14 protein-coding genes are annotated in these 16650 nt (G+C 37.5%); 12 read left to right on the top strand and 2 right to left on the bottom strand.

The features are described 5' to 3' along the window. Positions 1–175: 175 nt before the first annotated feature. The 3 genes from B8967_RS10285 (at position 176) to B8967_RS10275 (ending at position 5095) form a co-directional block, all read left to right on the top strand. The gene (locus B8967_RS10285) at positions 176–3016 is read left to right on the top strand and encodes a TonB-dependent receptor plug domain-containing protein (RefSeq protein WP_084086029.1); all 2841 of its coding nucleotides are present in this window, start codon (positions 176–178) and stop codon (positions 3014–3016) included. 276 nt (positions 3017–3292) lie between these two features. Next, positions 3293–4258: an NAD-dependent epimerase/dehydratase family protein gene (locus B8967_RS10280; RefSeq protein WP_047485731.1), complete on the top strand. Its 966-nt coding sequence runs from the start codon at positions 3293–3295 to the stop codon at positions 4256–4258. An 84-nt stretch (positions 4259–4342) separates the two neighbouring features. Beyond that, a complete protein-coding gene (locus tag B8967_RS10275; RefSeq protein WP_084086028.1) occupies positions 4343–5095 on the top strand; it encodes a polysaccharide deacetylase family protein in 753 nt (250 codons plus the stop codon). Positions 5096–5261: 166 nt separating this feature from the next. Here B8967_RS10275 and B8967_RS10270 read toward each other — a convergent pair whose 3' ends face one another. Both B8967_RS10270 and B8967_RS10265 read right to left on the bottom strand, forming a co-directional pair. Beyond that, positions 5262–6467, bottom strand: coding sequence for a metallophosphoesterase (locus B8967_RS10270; RefSeq protein WP_084086027.1), 1206 nt, complete (start codon positions 6465–6467; stop codon positions 5262–5264). Between the two features lie 74 nt (positions 6468–6541). After that, the gene (locus B8967_RS10265; protein ID WP_084086026.1) at positions 6542–7609 is read right to left on the bottom strand and encodes a 3-oxoacyl-ACP synthase III family protein; all 1068 of its coding nucleotides are present in this window, start codon (positions 7607–7609) and stop codon (positions 6542–6544) included. Between the two features lie 101 nt (positions 7610–7710). On the opposite strand from B8967_RS10265, the gene B8967_RS10260 reads away from it, so the two are divergent. From B8967_RS10260 to B8967_RS10220, 9 genes are all read left to right on the top strand, one after another. After that, positions 7711–8280 carry a hypothetical protein gene (locus B8967_RS10260; RefSeq protein ID WP_084086025.1) on the top strand — a complete coding sequence of 190 codons (570 nt, stop codon included), beginning with the start codon at positions 7711–7713 and terminating at the stop codon, positions 8278–8280. Positions 8281–8283: 3 nt separating this feature from the next. Continuing rightward, positions 8284–9015, top strand: a complete 732-nt coding sequence (gene ubiE, locus B8967_RS10255) for a bifunctional demethylmenaquinone methyltransferase/2-methoxy-6-polyprenyl-1,4-benzoquinol methylase UbiE (RefSeq protein ID WP_047485460.1) — start codon at positions 8284–8286, stop codon at positions 9013–9015. Between the two features lie 3 nt (positions 9016–9018). After that, the gene (locus B8967_RS10250; protein WP_047485458.1) at positions 9019–9801 is read left to right on the top strand and encodes a type IX secretion/gliding motility protein PorT/SprT; all 783 of its coding nucleotides are present in this window, start codon (positions 9019–9021) and stop codon (positions 9799–9801) included. A 139-nt stretch (positions 9802–9940) separates the two neighbouring features. After that, entirely contained in the window at positions 9941–10243 is a 303-nt protein-coding gene (locus tag B8967_RS10245; RefSeq protein ID WP_047485456.1) for a hypothetical protein, read from the top strand. Further along, positions 10243–10530 (top strand): cell division protein ZapA, encoded by a 288-nt coding sequence (locus tag B8967_RS10240; protein ID WP_047485454.1) that lies wholly within the window; start codon positions 10243–10245, stop codon positions 10528–10530. Before B8967_RS10245 ends, B8967_RS10240 begins: the two co-directional genes overlap by 1 nt. 230 nt (positions 10531–10760) lie before the next feature. Further along, on the top strand, positions 10761–12326 hold the full coding sequence (gene rny, locus B8967_RS10235) for a ribonuclease Y (RefSeq protein ID WP_047485450.1): 1566 nt from the start codon (positions 10761–10763) through the stop codon (positions 12324–12326). Between the two features lie 73 nt (positions 12327–12399). After that, positions 12400–13641, top strand: a complete 1242-nt coding sequence (locus B8967_RS10230; RefSeq protein WP_047485449.1) for an MFS transporter — start codon at positions 12400–12402, stop codon at positions 13639–13641. 162 nt (positions 13642–13803) lie between these two features. Further along, complete coding sequence (locus B8967_RS10225) at positions 13804–14283, top strand: DUF4280 domain-containing protein (protein ID WP_084086024.1); 480 nt, start codon at positions 13804–13806, stop codon at positions 14281–14283. 10 nt (positions 14284–14293) lie between these two features. Continuing rightward, positions 14294–16615 carry a T6SS phospholipase effector Tle1-like catalytic domain-containing protein gene (locus B8967_RS10220; protein ID WP_084086023.1) on the top strand — a complete coding sequence of 774 codons (2322 nt, stop codon included), beginning with the start codon at positions 14294–14296 and terminating at the stop codon, positions 16613–16615. Positions 16616–16650: the final 35 nt, after the last annotated feature.

Genomic DNA, 16650 nt, shown 5'->3' with positions numbered 1-16650 from the left:
GACCTGGCAGGATTAGGACTGTTTGGTTTTGCTTATTTGGTATTGATTGTTAAAAATCTGTATTTAAAAATTAATAAATAATGGTTTTTATTGATTTGTTTTTAATAATTTATGATATTTTATTGATAATGTCTGTGTTGTTTTTAAAATGATTTGTACATTTGAAAAAAAACACATGAAAAAAAACAGTCAAAAAATTGTCTCGTTAGGGGCGCTATTCTTTATTTCTGTAAATTTTTATGCACAAACCGGGGATTCGATTAAGGTGAAAACTGTGGATGAAGTTAAAATTACAGTGGGATCCAGAAACAAAAGCAGAGTGGCTACCGACACACCGGTTCCTGTAGATGTGATTAATATTGGATCACAGTCAGTGTTGAGTCCTCAGACAGATCTTAATCAAATTTTAAATTATGCGGCACCTTCCTTTACCTCCAATTCTACCACAGTTGCAGATGGTACAGATCATGTAGATCCTGCACAGTTGAGAGGATTAGGTCCCGATCAGGTTCTTGTATTGCTTAATGGAAAAAGAAGACATACTTCTTCATTGGTGAATATCAATGGTTCACCGGGAAGAGGCTCGGTAGGAACAGACCTAAATGCAATCCCTGCCTTTGCGATTGAAAGATTAGAGGTACTGAGGGATGGTGCTTCAGCGCAATATGGTTCTGATGCTATTGCGGGTGTTATCAATGTTATTATGAAGAAAAGTACAAATAACCTCACTGCAGCCATTACAGCAGGAGGGTTTAATTCGAAAGGCTCTAATGACCACAGTGGTGGCTGGGATGGGGAAAAATATCAGCTGGATCTTAATTATGGTGCAAAGCTTGGTGCTACAGGATTTTTGAATTTTACAGCCAGTTTTCTGAATAGAGCTGCTACAGGAAGAGCTGGAACGGCTACGGGTGATATTTTCAACGCCTACAACGCTATTGAGCAGAGAGCACTTGAAAATGGAGTTAATATTAACTCTCTATTTGGTAATATTACAAACACTTCCAATACTCAACAGATCGTTAATTACATTCATCAATATGCTCCTTATGTAAACTATTTCAGTCCCGGGATGCTGATGAGTATTCAGAATGCCAATACGATTCCGGAACTGCAAGCGATTTTAAGAGCAGATGTTACAGCTAATGAATTAACTTACAGAGGGCTTGAGAGAAATGATTTTAATATGAGAGTAGGGCAGTCTAAGCTTGGATCGGGACAGGTTTTTATGAATTCCGAATTTGATATTTCTTCATCAGTACGTGGGTATGCATTTGGAGGAATTTCTTATAGAAGCGGAAATGCTGCAGGATTTTACAGAAGACCTAACCAAAGCAGGACTTCCACTTCATTGTATCCCAACGGTTTTTTACCGGAGATTGCATCTGATGTGATTGACCTTTCACTAGCAGCGGGTTTTAAAGGAAAAGTAGGAAATGTAAATTATGATATCAGTAATACCTTTGGACAGAATACCTTTGATTATACTATAAAAAATACGGCTAATGCATCCATGCTGTCTTCCATACAAAGGGAGTTTAGAGCTGGGGGACTGGGGTTCTTACAGAATACGATCAATGCTGATTTTGATACCAAATTTGATTGGCTGCAGGGCTTCAATATGGCTTTTGGCGGAGAGGTGAGATTGGAAAGATATAAAATAGAAAGTGGAGAAGAAGCCTCATGGGCTCTTTATGATATTAACGGAAATATTCAGAATCCGGAAACTGCAGCTTCGTTGAAACCGACAGATTTCATGGGGGCTACAAGACCCGGCGGGGCACAGGTATTTCCTGGCTTCAGACCGGAGAATGCATTGAAAAAAGGGAGGAGCTCTGTAGCGGCTTACTTGGATACGGAATTGGATGTTACCCATCGTTGGTTGGTGAGTGCAGCATTTAGGTTTGAAAATTATTCAGATTTTGGCTCTACATTCAATTATAAGATTGCATCCCGATATAAACTTACGGATCATATTAACATCCGGGCAGCGCATTCCACCGGATTCAGGGCACCTTCCTTACAGCAAATTTATTTCAATGCAACAGCTACCCAGTTTGTGGGAGGGACGGCGTATGAAGTCGGGACATTTTCTAATGATTCTCAAGTGGCAAAGATTTTAGGAATCCCCCAATTGAAGCAGGAAGAGTCTAATAGTTTTTCTGCTGGCTTTACCGCTAAAATACCAAGTGCTAATCTGACATTTACGGTAGATGGGTATTATATTAAAATAAAAAACAGAGTAGTATTAACGGATCAGTTTTCCAGACCTTCCGGAGTTTTTCCGGTGGACAGCCCTGAATATAATCTTCAGAAAGGCTTTGATCAGGCTAATGCCACCGCTGCAACATTCTTTGCCAATGCTATTGACACTCAGACCAAAGGAATAGAAGGTGTAATTTCTCACAGGTTGAAAATCTCTGAAAAGGTTACTTTGAATTCTGATTTAGCAGCAACGGTATCCAAAACCAATAGGGTGGGAGAGATCCATGGTTCGGATATTCTGATTCAGGCTGGTCAGGTAAACCGTTATTATTCTGAAACCAGTCGCGTCTACCTGGAAGAGGCAGTCCCAAGGTTTAAAGTGTCATTGAATAATGCTTTAGAGCTTAATAATTTTAGTATCCTTGTGAGGAACGTATATTTTGGAAAAGTGACTGATCCTAATACAACAGATGTGAATGGAGACGGTATTGTCGATAGCAATATAATCAATGGGAAGCAGGTGCCTGTCGAGCATCCGGTTTGGGGAGGCAAAGTCATTACCGATCTGTCGATTGGGTATAAATTTACAAAAGGCTTAAGGCTTACCATTGGTGCTAATAATTTATTTGATATTTATCCGGATAAAAATTATGGACCCAGATCTCTGAAAACGCCTTCTGTAGATGCCTCTGGGAGCCCAATTAATAGTATAGATCTTTCCAATCAGGATCAGTTTGTGTATTCCAGAAATGTTTCACAGTTTGGAATGAATGGAAGGTTTCTGTTTGTAAGGATGAATTTGAGCTTATAAATTTTAGTCATGTTTAGACAGGGAAAAGGGCTAGAAGTTACTGGTTGATACTGCTGATCTGTAAATGTTTAAAAGCTAATGAAATAGGTTTCACTCATTTTTTTATATTCTTAATAACCGCTTCCTTTCTTAATTATAATATAGAAATGCCTTATCCTGAGTTCAGTATATAAATAATTTTCTATAACAATCCATGGGTGTATTTTTAAATACACCTTTTTTATTATGGTTAACATGTTTTTTTTACTTTTGTACCATTCTAAAAAAAATCTAAAAATGGAATCCTATACGGAAAGAATACTGATTACGGGTGCTTTGGGACAAATCGGCACCGAACTGACGAATAGACTTGTTGAAATCCATGGAGCAGAAAATGTAGTTGCTTCAGGACTGGACAGATGGCAAGAAGGAATTACCGCTGCGGGACACTATGAAAGAATGGATGTTACCAATACGCAATTGGTGAGACAGGTAGTGAAAGATTATGATATCACTACAGTGTATCACCTGGCTTCGCTTTTATCCGGAACTTCAGAAAAGCAGCCTATTTTTGCATGGAAACTGAATTTGGAACCTCTGCTGCATTTTTGTGAAATGGCAAAGGAGGGGCTTCTTAAAAAGATCTTCTGGCCAAGTTCTATCGCTGTGTTTGGAAAAGGAATTCCAAAAGAGAATGTAGCGCAGGATGTTGTTTTGAATCCAACTACAGTTTATGGGATTTCTAAAATGGCAGGAGAGAAATGGTGTGAGTATTATTTTGATAAATATGGGGTGGATGTAAGAAGCATCAGGTATCCCGGATTAATTTCCTGGAAGACTCCTGCAGGTGGAGGAACAACAGATTATGCTGTTGAGATTTTCTATAAGGCAATAGAGGAGGGGAAGTATACAAGCTTCATTTCTGAGAACACCGGAATGCCGATGTTGTATATGGATGATGCGATCAACGCCACACTAAAATTAATGGAAGCTCCAAAAGAAAGTCTGACGGTTCGTTCTTCTTATAACTTGGGTGGAATGTCATTTACTCCAAAAGAATTGGCGGAGGAAATTGCAAAAGAAATTCCGGATTTTACCATCGATTATCAACCCGATTTCAGACAGGCAATTGCAGATTCATGGCCGGCTTCAATTGATGATTCAGTGGCTAAAAAAGACTGGGGGCTGACGTATGATTTCGGAATTTCTGAAATGTCAAAAGACATGATCAAGAATCTGAAAGTAAAATTAGCTAAGGATTAATAATGTAAAGTAATACTTTAATTAATAATTGCTTTAACTTCTGATTTTTAATATATTATAACTTTTATATAAAATTTAATTTAAATGATATTATTAACTTTTAACATGGTAAATATTGATGCTGACCCAAAAGAAGGGTTTCAAATTACCGATGAAGAAAGACTGAAAATCACAGAAGATAACACCAAAGCAATTCTTAGAATTTTAGATATTCATGATATTAAAGCCAGTTTTTTTGTAGAGGTTTCTCTCTCCGGAAAACTGCAGAATCTTATAAAAGCAATTTCATCCAAAGGGCATGAAATTGCTTTTTATAATAAAGACTCCAACCTTACAGAAATTGAAAATGCCAAGAAAGAAATTCAGGATCTTTTGGAAAAACAGATCAGAGGAATTCGTCAGAAGGAGGTGAAAATACCTCAGGAAAATTTGAAATTATTGGAGTTTAATTATGTCTCCAATATCGATAATGCAGATATACTTTTCCCTTTCAAACGTCTCAAAAGAGATACGGAAATTACAGAAGAGGATGGCTTAAGTATTATCCCGGAAAGCATCTCTCCCTACAGTCAGCTCCCATACAATGATTTTGTATTTCAGATTCTACCCATGAAGTATTATCAGAATATGGTTTTAGAGACCCTGCAGAATGAAGAGTTTGTACTGATTTATCTGAACTCGTGGCAGTTTACAGATTTTAAAAAATACCGTTTTGATATTCCCTTTTACAGAAGCTTGTTTTCGGGCAAAAAAATGGAGGACAAATTAGATGCCCTCCTTACTTTTATCAACGAGAAAGAACTTGCCGTTTCCCGTATGAAAGATTATATTTTTTAGGTTGCAGGTGATAGGTAGTGGAGGTTAGGTGATAGAGGTTAGGAATCCTTTTTCCATTGCAAGTCCATTTGATTTCTCTTACTCTAAACTTTGAGCTTCGAACGCTGCTTCTGCATGCTCAAACCTTTTTGCTCTCAAACGCTCCAGCTCTCTCACTCCATTCCCATTAACTCAATTCAAAAAGAGTGATCTCAGGCAGTACGCCCACTCTTCCGGGATATCCAAGCACTCCAAAGCCCCTGTTGACATACAGGAATTTACCTTCACTTTCATATAAATCTGCCCATTTTGGATAACGGTACTGAACCGGTGACCATTTTATATTCTTTAGATCCAACCCAAACTGCATCCCATGTGTATGTCCCGAAAGGGTCAGGTGGATGTTTGCGGGGTGTTTTTTTACCACATAATCAAAATGGGTAGGGTCATGGCTCATTAAAATCTTTGTAGCGGATTCCGGAACTCCTTTTAAAGCGTCATCGATCTTTCCGAATTGTGGAAATGGTTTCAGTCCCCAGTTTTCAACGCCCAGGATGTACAATTTTTCTCCGTTTTTTTCAATAACCCTGTTTTCATTTCTCAGCATATCAAAACCTGCCTGCTTCTCATAGTCGATCAGCGTATCAAGATTTTTCTTTTTGGCATCCGGAGAAGTCCAGCTTACGTAATCACCGTAATCATGGTTTCCAAGGACTGCAAACTTGCCGTCTTTAGCCTTTATTTTTGAAAAAAGAGGAATGAAAGGTTTGAATTCATCAGCTACATTATTCACCATATCTCCTGTGAATAAAACCAAATCAGGCTTCTGTTCATTGATAAGATCTACTGCATGCTTCAATTTGTCCGGATCAGAGAAACTTCCGCTATGAACATCAGAAATCTGAATGATCTTATATCCTTTGAAGCTCTTTGGGAGATTGGCGAACTTTACCTTAACTCTTCTTACGGTATGGCGATACTTGCCAAAAGTAATTCCATCTATGAAAAGGGCTGAAAGAACACCTCCCATTCCCAGGCCTACAAGACTCAGGAATTTCCTTCTTTCCGGGAAGAATGTTTCCTTAGAGCCTATCATATTTACAAAGTAGCCCCCTATTCTGAATAAATCATCAATTAATAAAAATAAAACCACGAAAATTTTCGGAAAGATAAATATCAAAAATAATGAAATCATAATTTGAGGTCTTATCGTACTGCGGTCCGATCTCTGATAATGAGTTACTTCATAAGCGAAAACTCCATAAATAAGTAACGATATTACCCAATATCCAGTTCGTAACCAAAAATTATCGGTCAGAGTTCTTATGGCCTGATAGATGTAAATTTCCAGAAACAGGAAAATTCCGGCAATGATTAAAAAGTTCTTTTGCATAAGTCTGTTTTCAAAAAAAGCACAAAAGAAGACTTCCTTTGTGCTTTTTATATTTTTATGTTAAAAATTATCTTTTAAGGAAATCTGTAAACGAGAGCATTGATGTTCATTCCGGCACCTACCGAAGTCATCACAACATTCCCATTCTCTTTAAACGATTGACCATCCATTTTTCCTTTAATTATTAAATCATACATGGTTGGAATGGTTGCTACAGAGGTATTTCCAAAATCCTGAATTGTCATTGGAGAGATTGAATGATCGTATTCTTTGATGTCATAAAGCCTGTGAAGTCTTTCAATCATAGCATAATCCATTTTGGCATTGGCCTGGTGGATAAGGATTTTATCTATATCTTCAATAGAAAGTCCTGCATCTGTAATTGTATCTTTAATCGCAACAGGTACATTTTTAAGAGCGTACTCGTAGATTTTTCTTCCCAGCATTCTTACATAAAGACGTCTTTGATCTACTTCTTTGTTGATAGAAGGTGCATTCTCAAGATAATTTAATTCAGGGCCATTGTCACAGATTGTATTGTGGGCAATAATTCCTACATTTTCGTTATCGGTAGCTTTTACCACGACTGCTCCGGCACCGTCAGCGAAGATCATTCTGTTTCTGTCGTGTGGATCTGTAACACGGCTTAGAGTTTCTCCTCCGATTACTAAAATGGTTTTTGCAACTTTAGCTTTAATTAAATTATCTGCTAAAATCATTGCTTCTACCCATCCCGGGCACCCGAAAAGCATATCGTATGTTACGCATTTTCTGTTTTTTATGCCTAGTTTATTCTTTACTCTTGCAGCCATAGTAGGCATGAAATCAGCATATCCATTCTCGGTAACCTCTCCAAAATTGCTCGCGTAAATAATATAATCCAGTTCTTCGCCGTCTACTTTTGCGTCTTCAAGGGCAATTTTTGCGGCTTCATAACCGATCTGTGAATTGGAAAGACCGTCCTCAATGAATCTCCTGTTTTCTATTTCTGTAATTTCTACAAACTTCGCAATAGTTTCTTCCACAGGCTTTTCTATCTTTACCCCATCCTCTGTGTAGAACTCAGAATTCATGAAGTAATCTCTACCAATAACTCTGTTCGGAATGTAAGATCCAGAGCCAATAATGATCGTATTCGGCATTCGTTTATATGATTTTTTTAAAGATGCAAAGTTAATAATTAATATTAATAACGGAGAATTAAAAATATTATTAAATTTGCAAAAATTGTACTTTACAATCTATGAAAAACAATCCGTCCTTAAAAGGCTTACTCATTGCAGCTGTGGCGTTTATCGTTGCCTTTGGGATCTACTTCCTTTTTTTAGCCAAGAAGAATTATTATGTTGTAGATAATCCTACCCCCAATACGTATTACTTTAAAATCAATAACGGTTCTGAAGGAATCATCTCAGCGGGGCAGTATGTGCATGTGGATTTGAATAAGGGAAAAAACTCTATTCAGGTTTTCGATCAGAATAAAAAAATGCTTTACGATTCAGCATTTGAAGTAAACAAACTTCGTGGTTTGATTAACATTTCCCACCAGGATTATTATGTTAACGATCAGTACTACGGATATAACCTTAAAAAAGATTCGTTACTTTTAGCGCTTGATAAGACTAAAATTGACGGAAAAGATTATTTCGGAGGAGCAAAGCGCTTCAATAAGCTTTACACTGAAGATTTTTATTACAATGTGGATGAAGATTACGATAAAGTGATCAAAAATATCCAGAAAGTGGAATCAAGATCCAAAATCTTCAGAAAGCAGGATTACCTAAATTATTATAAAGAATATTACAAGTTTTAAGTTTTGACAAAAGATATCACCAAAGTTACTCCCTACAATTCAGAGGCTACTAAGAAGAGCCAGGTAGAGGATATGTTCGACAATATTGCACCGAAGTACGACCTTTTAAACCGTGTTTTATCCATGAAAATTGATGTTTTATGGAGAAATAAACTGGTAAAATGGATGAAAAATGATAACCCGCAGGAAGTGCTGGATGTGGCTACAGGAACGGGAGATCTGGCTATTACCATCGAAAAAGGAACCGGCTCAAAAGTAGTTGGTTTAGATTTATCACAACAAATGCTGAATGTTGGCGTTATTAAAATAAAAAAACTTAAATTAGACGGCAAAATTTCCATGCAAAAAGGAGATGCGGAAAATTTACCTTTCGAGGACAATAGATTTGATGCTGTTTCCGTTGCATTTGGAGTAAGGAATTTTGAAAATCTTACCAAAGGTTTAGCAGAGTTAAGAAGAGTAGTTAAGGATAACAAAAGTGTTTATATACTGGAGTTTTCAAAGGTTGAGGGGTTGATGGGACCACTGTATATGTTTTATTTTAAAAATATATTACCTGCCATTGGCAGAATGGTTTCCAAAGATAATAGGGCATACACATACCTTCCGGATTCTGTAAATGCTTTTCCTTTCGGGGAGAAGATGAAGCAAATTCTTTTAGATACGGGATTTAAGAAAGTAGAATATAAAAAACTAAGTTTAGGTATAGCCACAATTTATAAAGCAACAAAGTAACCTATGAATAAATTTTTATTAAGAGCACTGGTTTTAGCCTCAGTAAATGTTGCCGTTTTTGCAGACGCGCAATTTAGAACCCGAAACAGAATGGACAAGTTGGAAGACTTCGACGAGCAGAAATTCAGTTGGGGTTTTTATTTGAACGGGAATAGACTGGACTACCGCATCGTATTGCACCCAAGATATGGGATGAACGATAATCAGAATCTTGTGACTTCTAAAGAAAGCTACAGTTTCGGTGCCGGGCTTATTGCAAAATGGAGACTGAATGACTATCTGGACGTGAGAATAGAACCAGGTTTACAGTTTGCACAAAGACAGTTGACTTTTAATACTCAATCTAATGACATCTATGCAGGTGGATCTTTAACCAATCCTCCTTTCATGCCGTTCCCTTTACAGGATAAAGATAAAGTGAGAGAAATCAAATCTACATTGATTGATGTTCCCGTGCTTTTGGAACTTCATGGGCAAAGATGGTACAATTCAAGGCCTTACGTTGCAGCTGGGGTAAACTATATCGTAAATCTTCAGTCTAATGCAGCTTCTACGGATGATAATATGCAGGGAATTTTCAGATCTACCACGCACAACTTTGCATGGTCTGCTGAAATGGGAATCCAGTTTTATTTCAACAAATTTAAACTAACTCCTGCCATTAGAGGAACATTTTTCATGAATAACGAAAAAGTAGCTGATAATGCCAATACACCTCCTTACTGGGCGTCCGCAGTTTCTACATTACAGACAAGAGCAATCATGTTTGTTCTGAAATTTGAATAAGAAAAATTCATATTAAAAATACAAAGGAGGTGCTTTAGCATCTCCTTTTTTGTGGGTATACCAAAATATAAGGCTTTTTATTTTTGTTAGTGTTATTATTTTTTTATTTTTGCTTCTAGTTAGAATATACAAACCTGAAATGCTTCAAGATTTAGAAAACAATTTTTCAGAATTAGAAAAAAAGATTTTGGCTCTACAAAAGAATTATAAAAATCTTACTGAAAGTTTATCAGAACTAAGTGTTGAGCATGAAGAACTGAAAGTGAAATATGATGAGGAAAGACGAAGAAATCAGGTATTAGCAGAAGAACAAAAAAATATAAAACTTTATTCAGCAATATCAGGAAATCCTGAACACAATAGGTTAATGAAAAATCATATCAACAGATTGGTGAAAGAAATAGATTTCTGTATTGCACAGCTTCAAAACAGTGGATTATAATGGAGGTAAGGAGAATAACCGTAAACATTGCAGGAAGAGTATATCCGCTGAACGTACCCGCAGCAGAAGAAGAAACGTTGCGTAAAGTAGGGAAGCAGATAGAGAATATGATTAAAGATTTTGAACAAAACTTTGACGTAAGAGATAAACAGGATGCTTTAGCCATGTGTGCCCTTAAACTGGGAACCAATGCAGAAGTAGTTTCTGTTAACTACGAAAAAAATATTAATTCTACCAACGAGAGGTTAGCACAGATTAATCAATCGTTGAATGAAATCGGGAAATAGATTTTTTTTCCTGAAAAAGACTGCCTACAATAATTCTAACACATTAAAGGTAAACTCAACGCTAAGCAATTGCCGAACGAATGTCCATTAAATGGCGTGCCGGATTCCCGGATTACAGATAGTGGAAATCAGTTCAAATCGTGTTGATTAGGAGTTTACTCTCAATCCCTGGATTATTGTGGGCTTTTTTTATTGAAAAATATAAATACAATTAAAACTCAATATAAATTATGATAGAAGTTATAGTCGGCGTTGTTTGTTTAGTAATCGGGGCTGTCGTTGGAATGTTTTTTTCCAAAAGCTCACTGAATACTAAAGCAAAATTCATCATCGATGATGCCAATAAAAATGCCGAAAACCTTATAGAAAAAGCTAATGTACAAGCTGAATCCATAAAGAAAGAAAAGAACCTTCAGGCAAAAGAAAAATTCCTGGAATTGAAGTCTCAGCATGACGCTGACATTCAGTCTCGCGAAAAGAAAATGCAGGAAGTAGAAAAAAGAACAAAAGACAAAGAACACAAACTGAATGACGAACTTAGCAAGGTAGGAAAACTTGAAAAAGACTTAGATAAGCAGATTGCTGATTATTCTAAGAAAAATGAAGTTTTAGAAAGAAAACAACAGGAATTGGATACTGCTACCGCTAAAAAGGTTGAAGTTCTTGAAAAAATTTCTAATTATACCGCAGATGAAGCCAAAGCAGAATTGGTAGAAACCATGAAAGCTGAAGCTAAAACCAGAGCTCAGGCTCATGTTCAGGGTATTATGGAAGAAGCTCAGCTGAATGCTAAGAATGAAGCCAGAAAGATTGTTATTCAGACGATTCAGAGAATCGGAACAGAACAGGCTATCGAAAACTCAGTATCAGTTTTCAATATTGAATCTGATGAGGTAAAAGGTAGAATTATCGGTAGAGAGGGTAGAAATATCCGTGCTTTGGAAGCGATTACAGGAGTAGAAATTATTGTTGATGATACTCCGGAAGCCATTCTTCTTTCATGTTTTGATCCTGTAAGAAGAGAAATCGCAAGACTATCACTTCACAGATTGGTTACAGATGGTAGAATCCACCCTGCAAGAATTGAAGAAGTGGTAGAAAAAACAAGAAAGCAAATTGAAGAGGAGATCATTGAAGTAGGAAAAAGAACAATTATTGATTTGGGAATCCACGGATTGCACCCTGAATTGATTAAAATTGTGGGTAGAATGAAGTACCGTTCTTCTTACGGACAAAACCTGTTACAGCACTCAAGAGAGGTAGCGAACATTGCTGCAACTATGGCTGCTGAACTGGGATTAAATGTAAAATTAGCTAAGAGAGCTGGTCTGTTACACGATATCGGTAAAGTGCCTGAGCAGGAGTCTGAACTTCCTCACGCTTTATTAGGAATGCAATGGGCTGAGAAATATGGTGAAAATCCGGAAGTAGTGAATGCTATTGGTGCTCACCACGACGAGATTGAAATGAAATCATTATTATCTCCGATTATTCAGGTAGCCGATGCTATTTCAGGAGCAAGACCGGGAGCAAGAAGACAGGTATTGGAATCTTATATCCAGAGACTGAAAGACCTTGAATCTGCTGCATTAAGCTTTGACGGAGTGTCCAGTGCTTATGCAATCCAGGCAGGTAGAGAGCTAAGAGTAATGGTAGAGAGCGGAAAAGTAAATGACGAAATTGCTTCTCAGCTATCTTACGATATCTCTGAAAAGATCCAGAACGAACTTACTTATCCAGGTCAGGTAAAAGTAACAGTAATCAGAGAGACGAGAGCTGTGAATATTGCAAGATAATAATCGGATTAAGATATTATATAAAAACCTTTCAAGAAATTGAAAGGTTTTTTATTTTTATCAAAATTTAAAAATGCAAGAACTGTCCCTGTCTTCAAAAATGAAGTACATTTTCTCTATTCCCGTTATTATTTCTGCCCTAGGCTATTTTGTAGATATCTATGACCTCCTTTTATTTGGGATTGTAAGGATTCCCAGCCTGAAGGCTTTAGGGCTCAATCCTGATGCTGACGGCACTTTTATTCTAAACTGCCAGATGGTAGGACTTCTGATTGGAGGAGTCTTCTGGGGTATTTTTGGAGATAAAAAAGGACGGCTTTCTGTACTTTTCGGCTCTATTCTGGTGTATTCCATAGCAAATATAGCATGTGGTTTTCTGCCTTATTTTCCAAAAGAACATTTAGTGTATCAATATGCCGGATTAAGGTTCATTGCGGGGATTGGTCTCGCCGGAGAGCTTGGAGCCGGAATTACCCTTGTTTCTGAAAGCTTGCCGAAGAGTTTGAGGGCAATTGGGACGTCCGTTGTTGCCGGATTTGGATTAATGGGTGCGGTAGTCGCTCAGCTGACCGTAGAATTATCAGGGGGATGGAATATCTCTTACATCATTGGTGGAGTTATGGGAATCTTGTTATTAGTGCTTAGAATAAGCGTCTCAGAATCCGGAATTTATAAAAATATTGAACATAAAAGTGTCTCCAAAGGAGATTTCCTTTCCTTCTTTACCCATAAAGACCGTTTGATAAGGTATTTAAAATGCATTGCCGTAGGCTTACCCACGTGGTATTGCATAGGTATTCTGGCGGTTTTAGCCAATCAGTTTGCTCCTGAATTTGGAATTAAAGATCTTAATCCCGGAAAAGCAATCATGTGGGCTTATGTAGGGATTTCTGTCGGTGATCTGATGAGTGGATTTATTTCTCATGCATTAAAATCCCGTAAGATGGCCATATTTTATATGTTGATTTTTACTCTGATTGGAGCCGCAATTATGTTGTTTGGAAATACCAATACCGAAACAAAATACTATCTGTTTTGCATATGGCTGGGTCTTGGAACGGGGTATTGGGCAATGTTTGTGACATTGGCCGCAGAACAGTTCGGAACCAATATCCGAAATACAGCAACCACTACGGTTCCGAATATGGTAAGAGGGTTGGTTCCTGTCATGATTCTGGCTTTTGATTCTCTTAAAGCTTATTTTTCTGTAATTGGGAGTGCCGCTATCGTGGGAGTGATTGTATTTGGACTTGCCTTTTATTCTGCACTTACGATCTCAGAAACCCATGATAAAGATCTTGAATTCATAGAATAGAATTGAAACCCGGATCAAGAGAACTTTAGTAAGTCTGTTTTACCTGGTCTTTCAGCTTGAATAATGCTTTATTTTTTTTCCCTGTAAAGAGATTTAATATTTGAAAATGTTTGTGTACTTACAGAAAATTAGTAAATTGTAAGTATAAAAAACACACACACAATGAGCGAAAAACATCTCGTATGCCAGGGGGCGGTATGCCAATGCCGGTTTGGTACTACTCCTGATACACTTAAGGTAAAAACCCAAAGCAAAAGATACATCAACGACAAAGACGGAGCAGAAAAACTGATGGCTACTCATGTGGATATCGGATCTACTTTTGAGAAGAATACCTTCGGAAATTGTGCTAAAATGAATAATAATCCCTGTACTCCCACGGTTACAGGCTGGGAAGGTTATTATGAAAACATTACCCTAGCAGATAATAATGGAAAAGCCTTGCTGGAAGATAGTAAGGCTGTATGTGCCATCAGCGGAATAGCCAGTATAGAAATTATATTTCATGGGCAAACCGTTGAAGCTTCCGAACAGAATGTGAAAAATGCAGATCCCGAGGTACTTGCAGAGCTCTTTCCATTTATAAATCTGTATCGTGATGAGGAAGAAACAGACGGATATGATACTTTTATAACCCTGTAATTAATTGGATATGAAAGTCATAGGGGAAACAAGGCCATTGACGAATACAACCTATCAGTATTCCATATTGAATGCTACAGTACAGGTGATGGTAAAAGAATGGAAAATAGAATATAATGGTAAAATCCTTGGCAGCAATACAAAAGGGGTTTTTAGATTTGCTGTAAATCTGGCTGAAAAAACAGTAAAACTCATCGCTGTAGTAGTCCAGAACGGAAGAGAGGTAAATTACTCCATCAATCTCTATATTCTGGCTGGAAAACCGCAACTCCTTTCCATGGAATGGCAGGATTCCGGAGGGAGACCTGTGGGAACAAGGAAAATAGGTTATCTGGATAAAGTACAGTTGGCTGTAAAGACCCTCAATATTCCTAAGGGAGATACACTGAAGGTTTCTGTATATGAAGATGATGTAACAGGAGACCGCTCTATGGGTACGTATACAACTTCCGGAGTGGATGATAAAGGCAGAGCCTATCTTTATTTCAATAACATCAGTCTTTATCAGGCTAAGCTTAACAAAATAGACTATGTAAATGAAAGTGAACACGAGTACTATGTAAAGGTTGAATACAAAAATCATATAAACCATACCCAGGAGAAGATACAGCTTGTGGTACAAAATGAACTCAAAACGCATATTGATACGCCCAAAGCCACCAATATGCCTGTAGTGGTGGGTAAACCGGAATCTGTTGCCAAACTAAAAAAAGAACATGTGAACTTTACATTTGGCGTTTTCCTGGATGGCACATTGAATAATATGTACAATACAGAACTAAGGCAAAAAGTGACTGAGAAAGAAGGAGTAAAGAATGCTGAAGGATCAAAAGCAAGTGCTGCGGAAGCCCAAAATATTTATAGGAAAAAAGGGGGTGCTGTAGATGGAGATCCATCCAAAGGGGAAACCAGTTTTGAGAACGATCTTTCTAATCCGGCTATTTTATTTAAGAACTATATTATAGACTCAAAAACTATTTTTAAAATTTATACAGAAGGAATGGGAACCAACACAGCACCTAAATATTATGGAGATGCTTTGGAGGTTGATGATTATAAAGGGGATGATCTGATGATGGGACCTGCTTTTGGAATGGGAGCAGCCGGAATTATGGATAGGGTAAGAAAATCGATTAACGATGTTAAAACTGAGATTTTGAATAATATTTCAAAAGAATTTAAAACAGTAGGAACTCTTACTTTTGATGTTTTTGGGTTTAGTCGGGGGGCAGCGGCAGCAAGGCATTTTGTTCATGTGGTGACAGAGGGAAGATATAAGGCTCATACAAAAGCATGGAAGGAAGGGTTTATTGTAAAGGATAAATTTGGATACAATCTGGCTGAGTCTTATGCTAATGGGGTGATGCCTGCCTTTGGCTACCTGGGACAATTGCTTTCCGAAGCCGGATTGATGGATGAGCAGACAAAAGTGCAGATAAGATTTGTGGGAATTTATGATACTGTACCCCATCATGGATTGTTTCAGTCGAATGACAGCAAGGATCTTGGACTGAATGATGTGAACAAAGCAGACTACGTAGTCCATATGGTAGCTGCAGATGAACACCGGGCGAATTTCAGTCTGGTCGATATTTCTTCTGTACCCAAAACGTCACCGGACAGTGGAAAAAAAGGAGGAATTGAATTATACTATCCGGGAGTACATTGTGATGTAGGAGGTGCTTATGTAGAAGGGTGGACTGATAACCCCAAAAGAATTGATGCCACTATTGTGAAAGACTCATTATATTTCCTTTCTGAGGAGCTTATCAGGCAGGGATGGTTTCTGCAGGGAGAGCTTAGTATTAAAAAAGATCCTTTTTATAGACTTAGTGTTAACAATTACAGACTGGAAGGAGAGAGAAAATTAAGCAATCAGTATAGTTTTATTCCGCTGCATCTGATGGCAGAGTTCTGTATCAAAAAACATATACCTATTGATCAAGCTAATATTGAAGAAAGAGCATATAAATTTCAGGACAATTGGATTGCTGGTAATATTGTATTTTTAGAAGGCATCAAAGAGAAGCTGAAAAAGTATACCTTTAATGGGGGAAGTCCTTTGGCATTTGTCGAACCTGAGGTGTATAAAGAACCTCCGGTAGTACATGCCACAGGTGACCGACATGCGGTTTTTGAGTGGCAGCAACGCCAGTTGGAAGGCCAGCAGCGTAATAATGTAGAAGCCCATAAAAAGAACAGGGAAATTAAATTTCTAAGAAACCATTACCTGCATTGGAATGCTACATATGGACAGTCAGGATCTGACCTTATTTCTCAGAAAAATTATCCTAATATTGTCAATGGTAAGCGGAAAAGGAAAATATATTAATGAAACCTGATGATGGTCAGGAATAAAAGATAGTA

Source organism: Chryseobacterium sp. YR221 (genome assembly GCF_900176315.1).
GTDB classification, from domain to species: domain Bacteria; phylum Bacteroidota; class Bacteroidia; order Flavobacteriales; family Weeksellaceae; genus Chryseobacterium; species Chryseobacterium rhizosphaerae.
This window is presented reverse-complemented; position numbering and strand designations above follow the sequence as displayed.

Bases quoted from the DNA above. Each gene is read 5' to 3' on its own strand.
- B8967_RS10245 (WP_047485456.1), top strand. From the start codon at position 9,941: ATGCTTCAAGATTTAGAAAACAATTTTTCAGAATTAGAAAAAAAGATT.
- B8967_RS10260 (WP_084086025.1), top strand. From the start codon at position 7,711: ATGAAAAACAATCCGTCCTTAAAAGGCTTACTCATTGCAGCTGTGGCG.
- B8967_RS10230 (WP_047485449.1), top strand. From the start codon at position 12,400: ATGCAAGAACTGTCCCTGTCTTCAAAAATGAAGTACATTTTCTCTATT.
- B8967_RS10275 (WP_084086028.1), top strand. From the start codon at position 4,343: ATGATATTATTAACTTTTAACATGGTAAATATTGATGCTGACCCAAAA.
- B8967_RS10220 (WP_084086023.1), top strand. From the start codon at position 14,294: ATGAAAGTCATAGGGGAAACAAGGCCATTGACGAATACAACCTATCAG.
- B8967_RS10280 (WP_047485731.1), top strand. From the start codon at position 3,293: ATGGAATCCTATACGGAAAGAATACTGATTACGGGTGCTTTGGGACAA.
- rny (WP_047485450.1), top strand. From the start codon at position 10,761: ATGATAGAAGTTATAGTCGGCGTTGTTTGTTTAGTAATCGGGGCTGTC.
- B8967_RS10285 (WP_084086029.1), top strand. From the start codon at position 176: ATGAAAAAAAACAGTCAAAAAATTGTCTCGTTAGGGGCGCTATTCTTT.
- B8967_RS10250 (WP_047485458.1), top strand. From the start codon at position 9,019: ATGAATAAATTTTTATTAAGAGCACTGGTTTTAGCCTCAGTAAATGTT.
- B8967_RS10240 (WP_047485454.1), top strand. From the start codon at position 10,243: ATGGAGGTAAGGAGAATAACCGTAAACATTGCAGGAAGAGTATATCCG.
- B8967_RS10225 (WP_084086024.1), top strand. From the start codon at position 13,804: ATGAGCGAAAAACATCTCGTATGCCAGGGGGCGGTATGCCAATGCCGG.
- B8967_RS10265 (WP_084086026.1), bottom strand. From the start codon at position 7,609: ATGCCGAATACGATCATTATTGGCTCTGGATCTTACATTCCGAACAGA.
- B8967_RS10270 (WP_084086027.1), bottom strand. From the start codon at position 6,467: ATGCAAAAGAACTTTTTAATCATTGCCGGAATTTTCCTGTTTCTGGAA.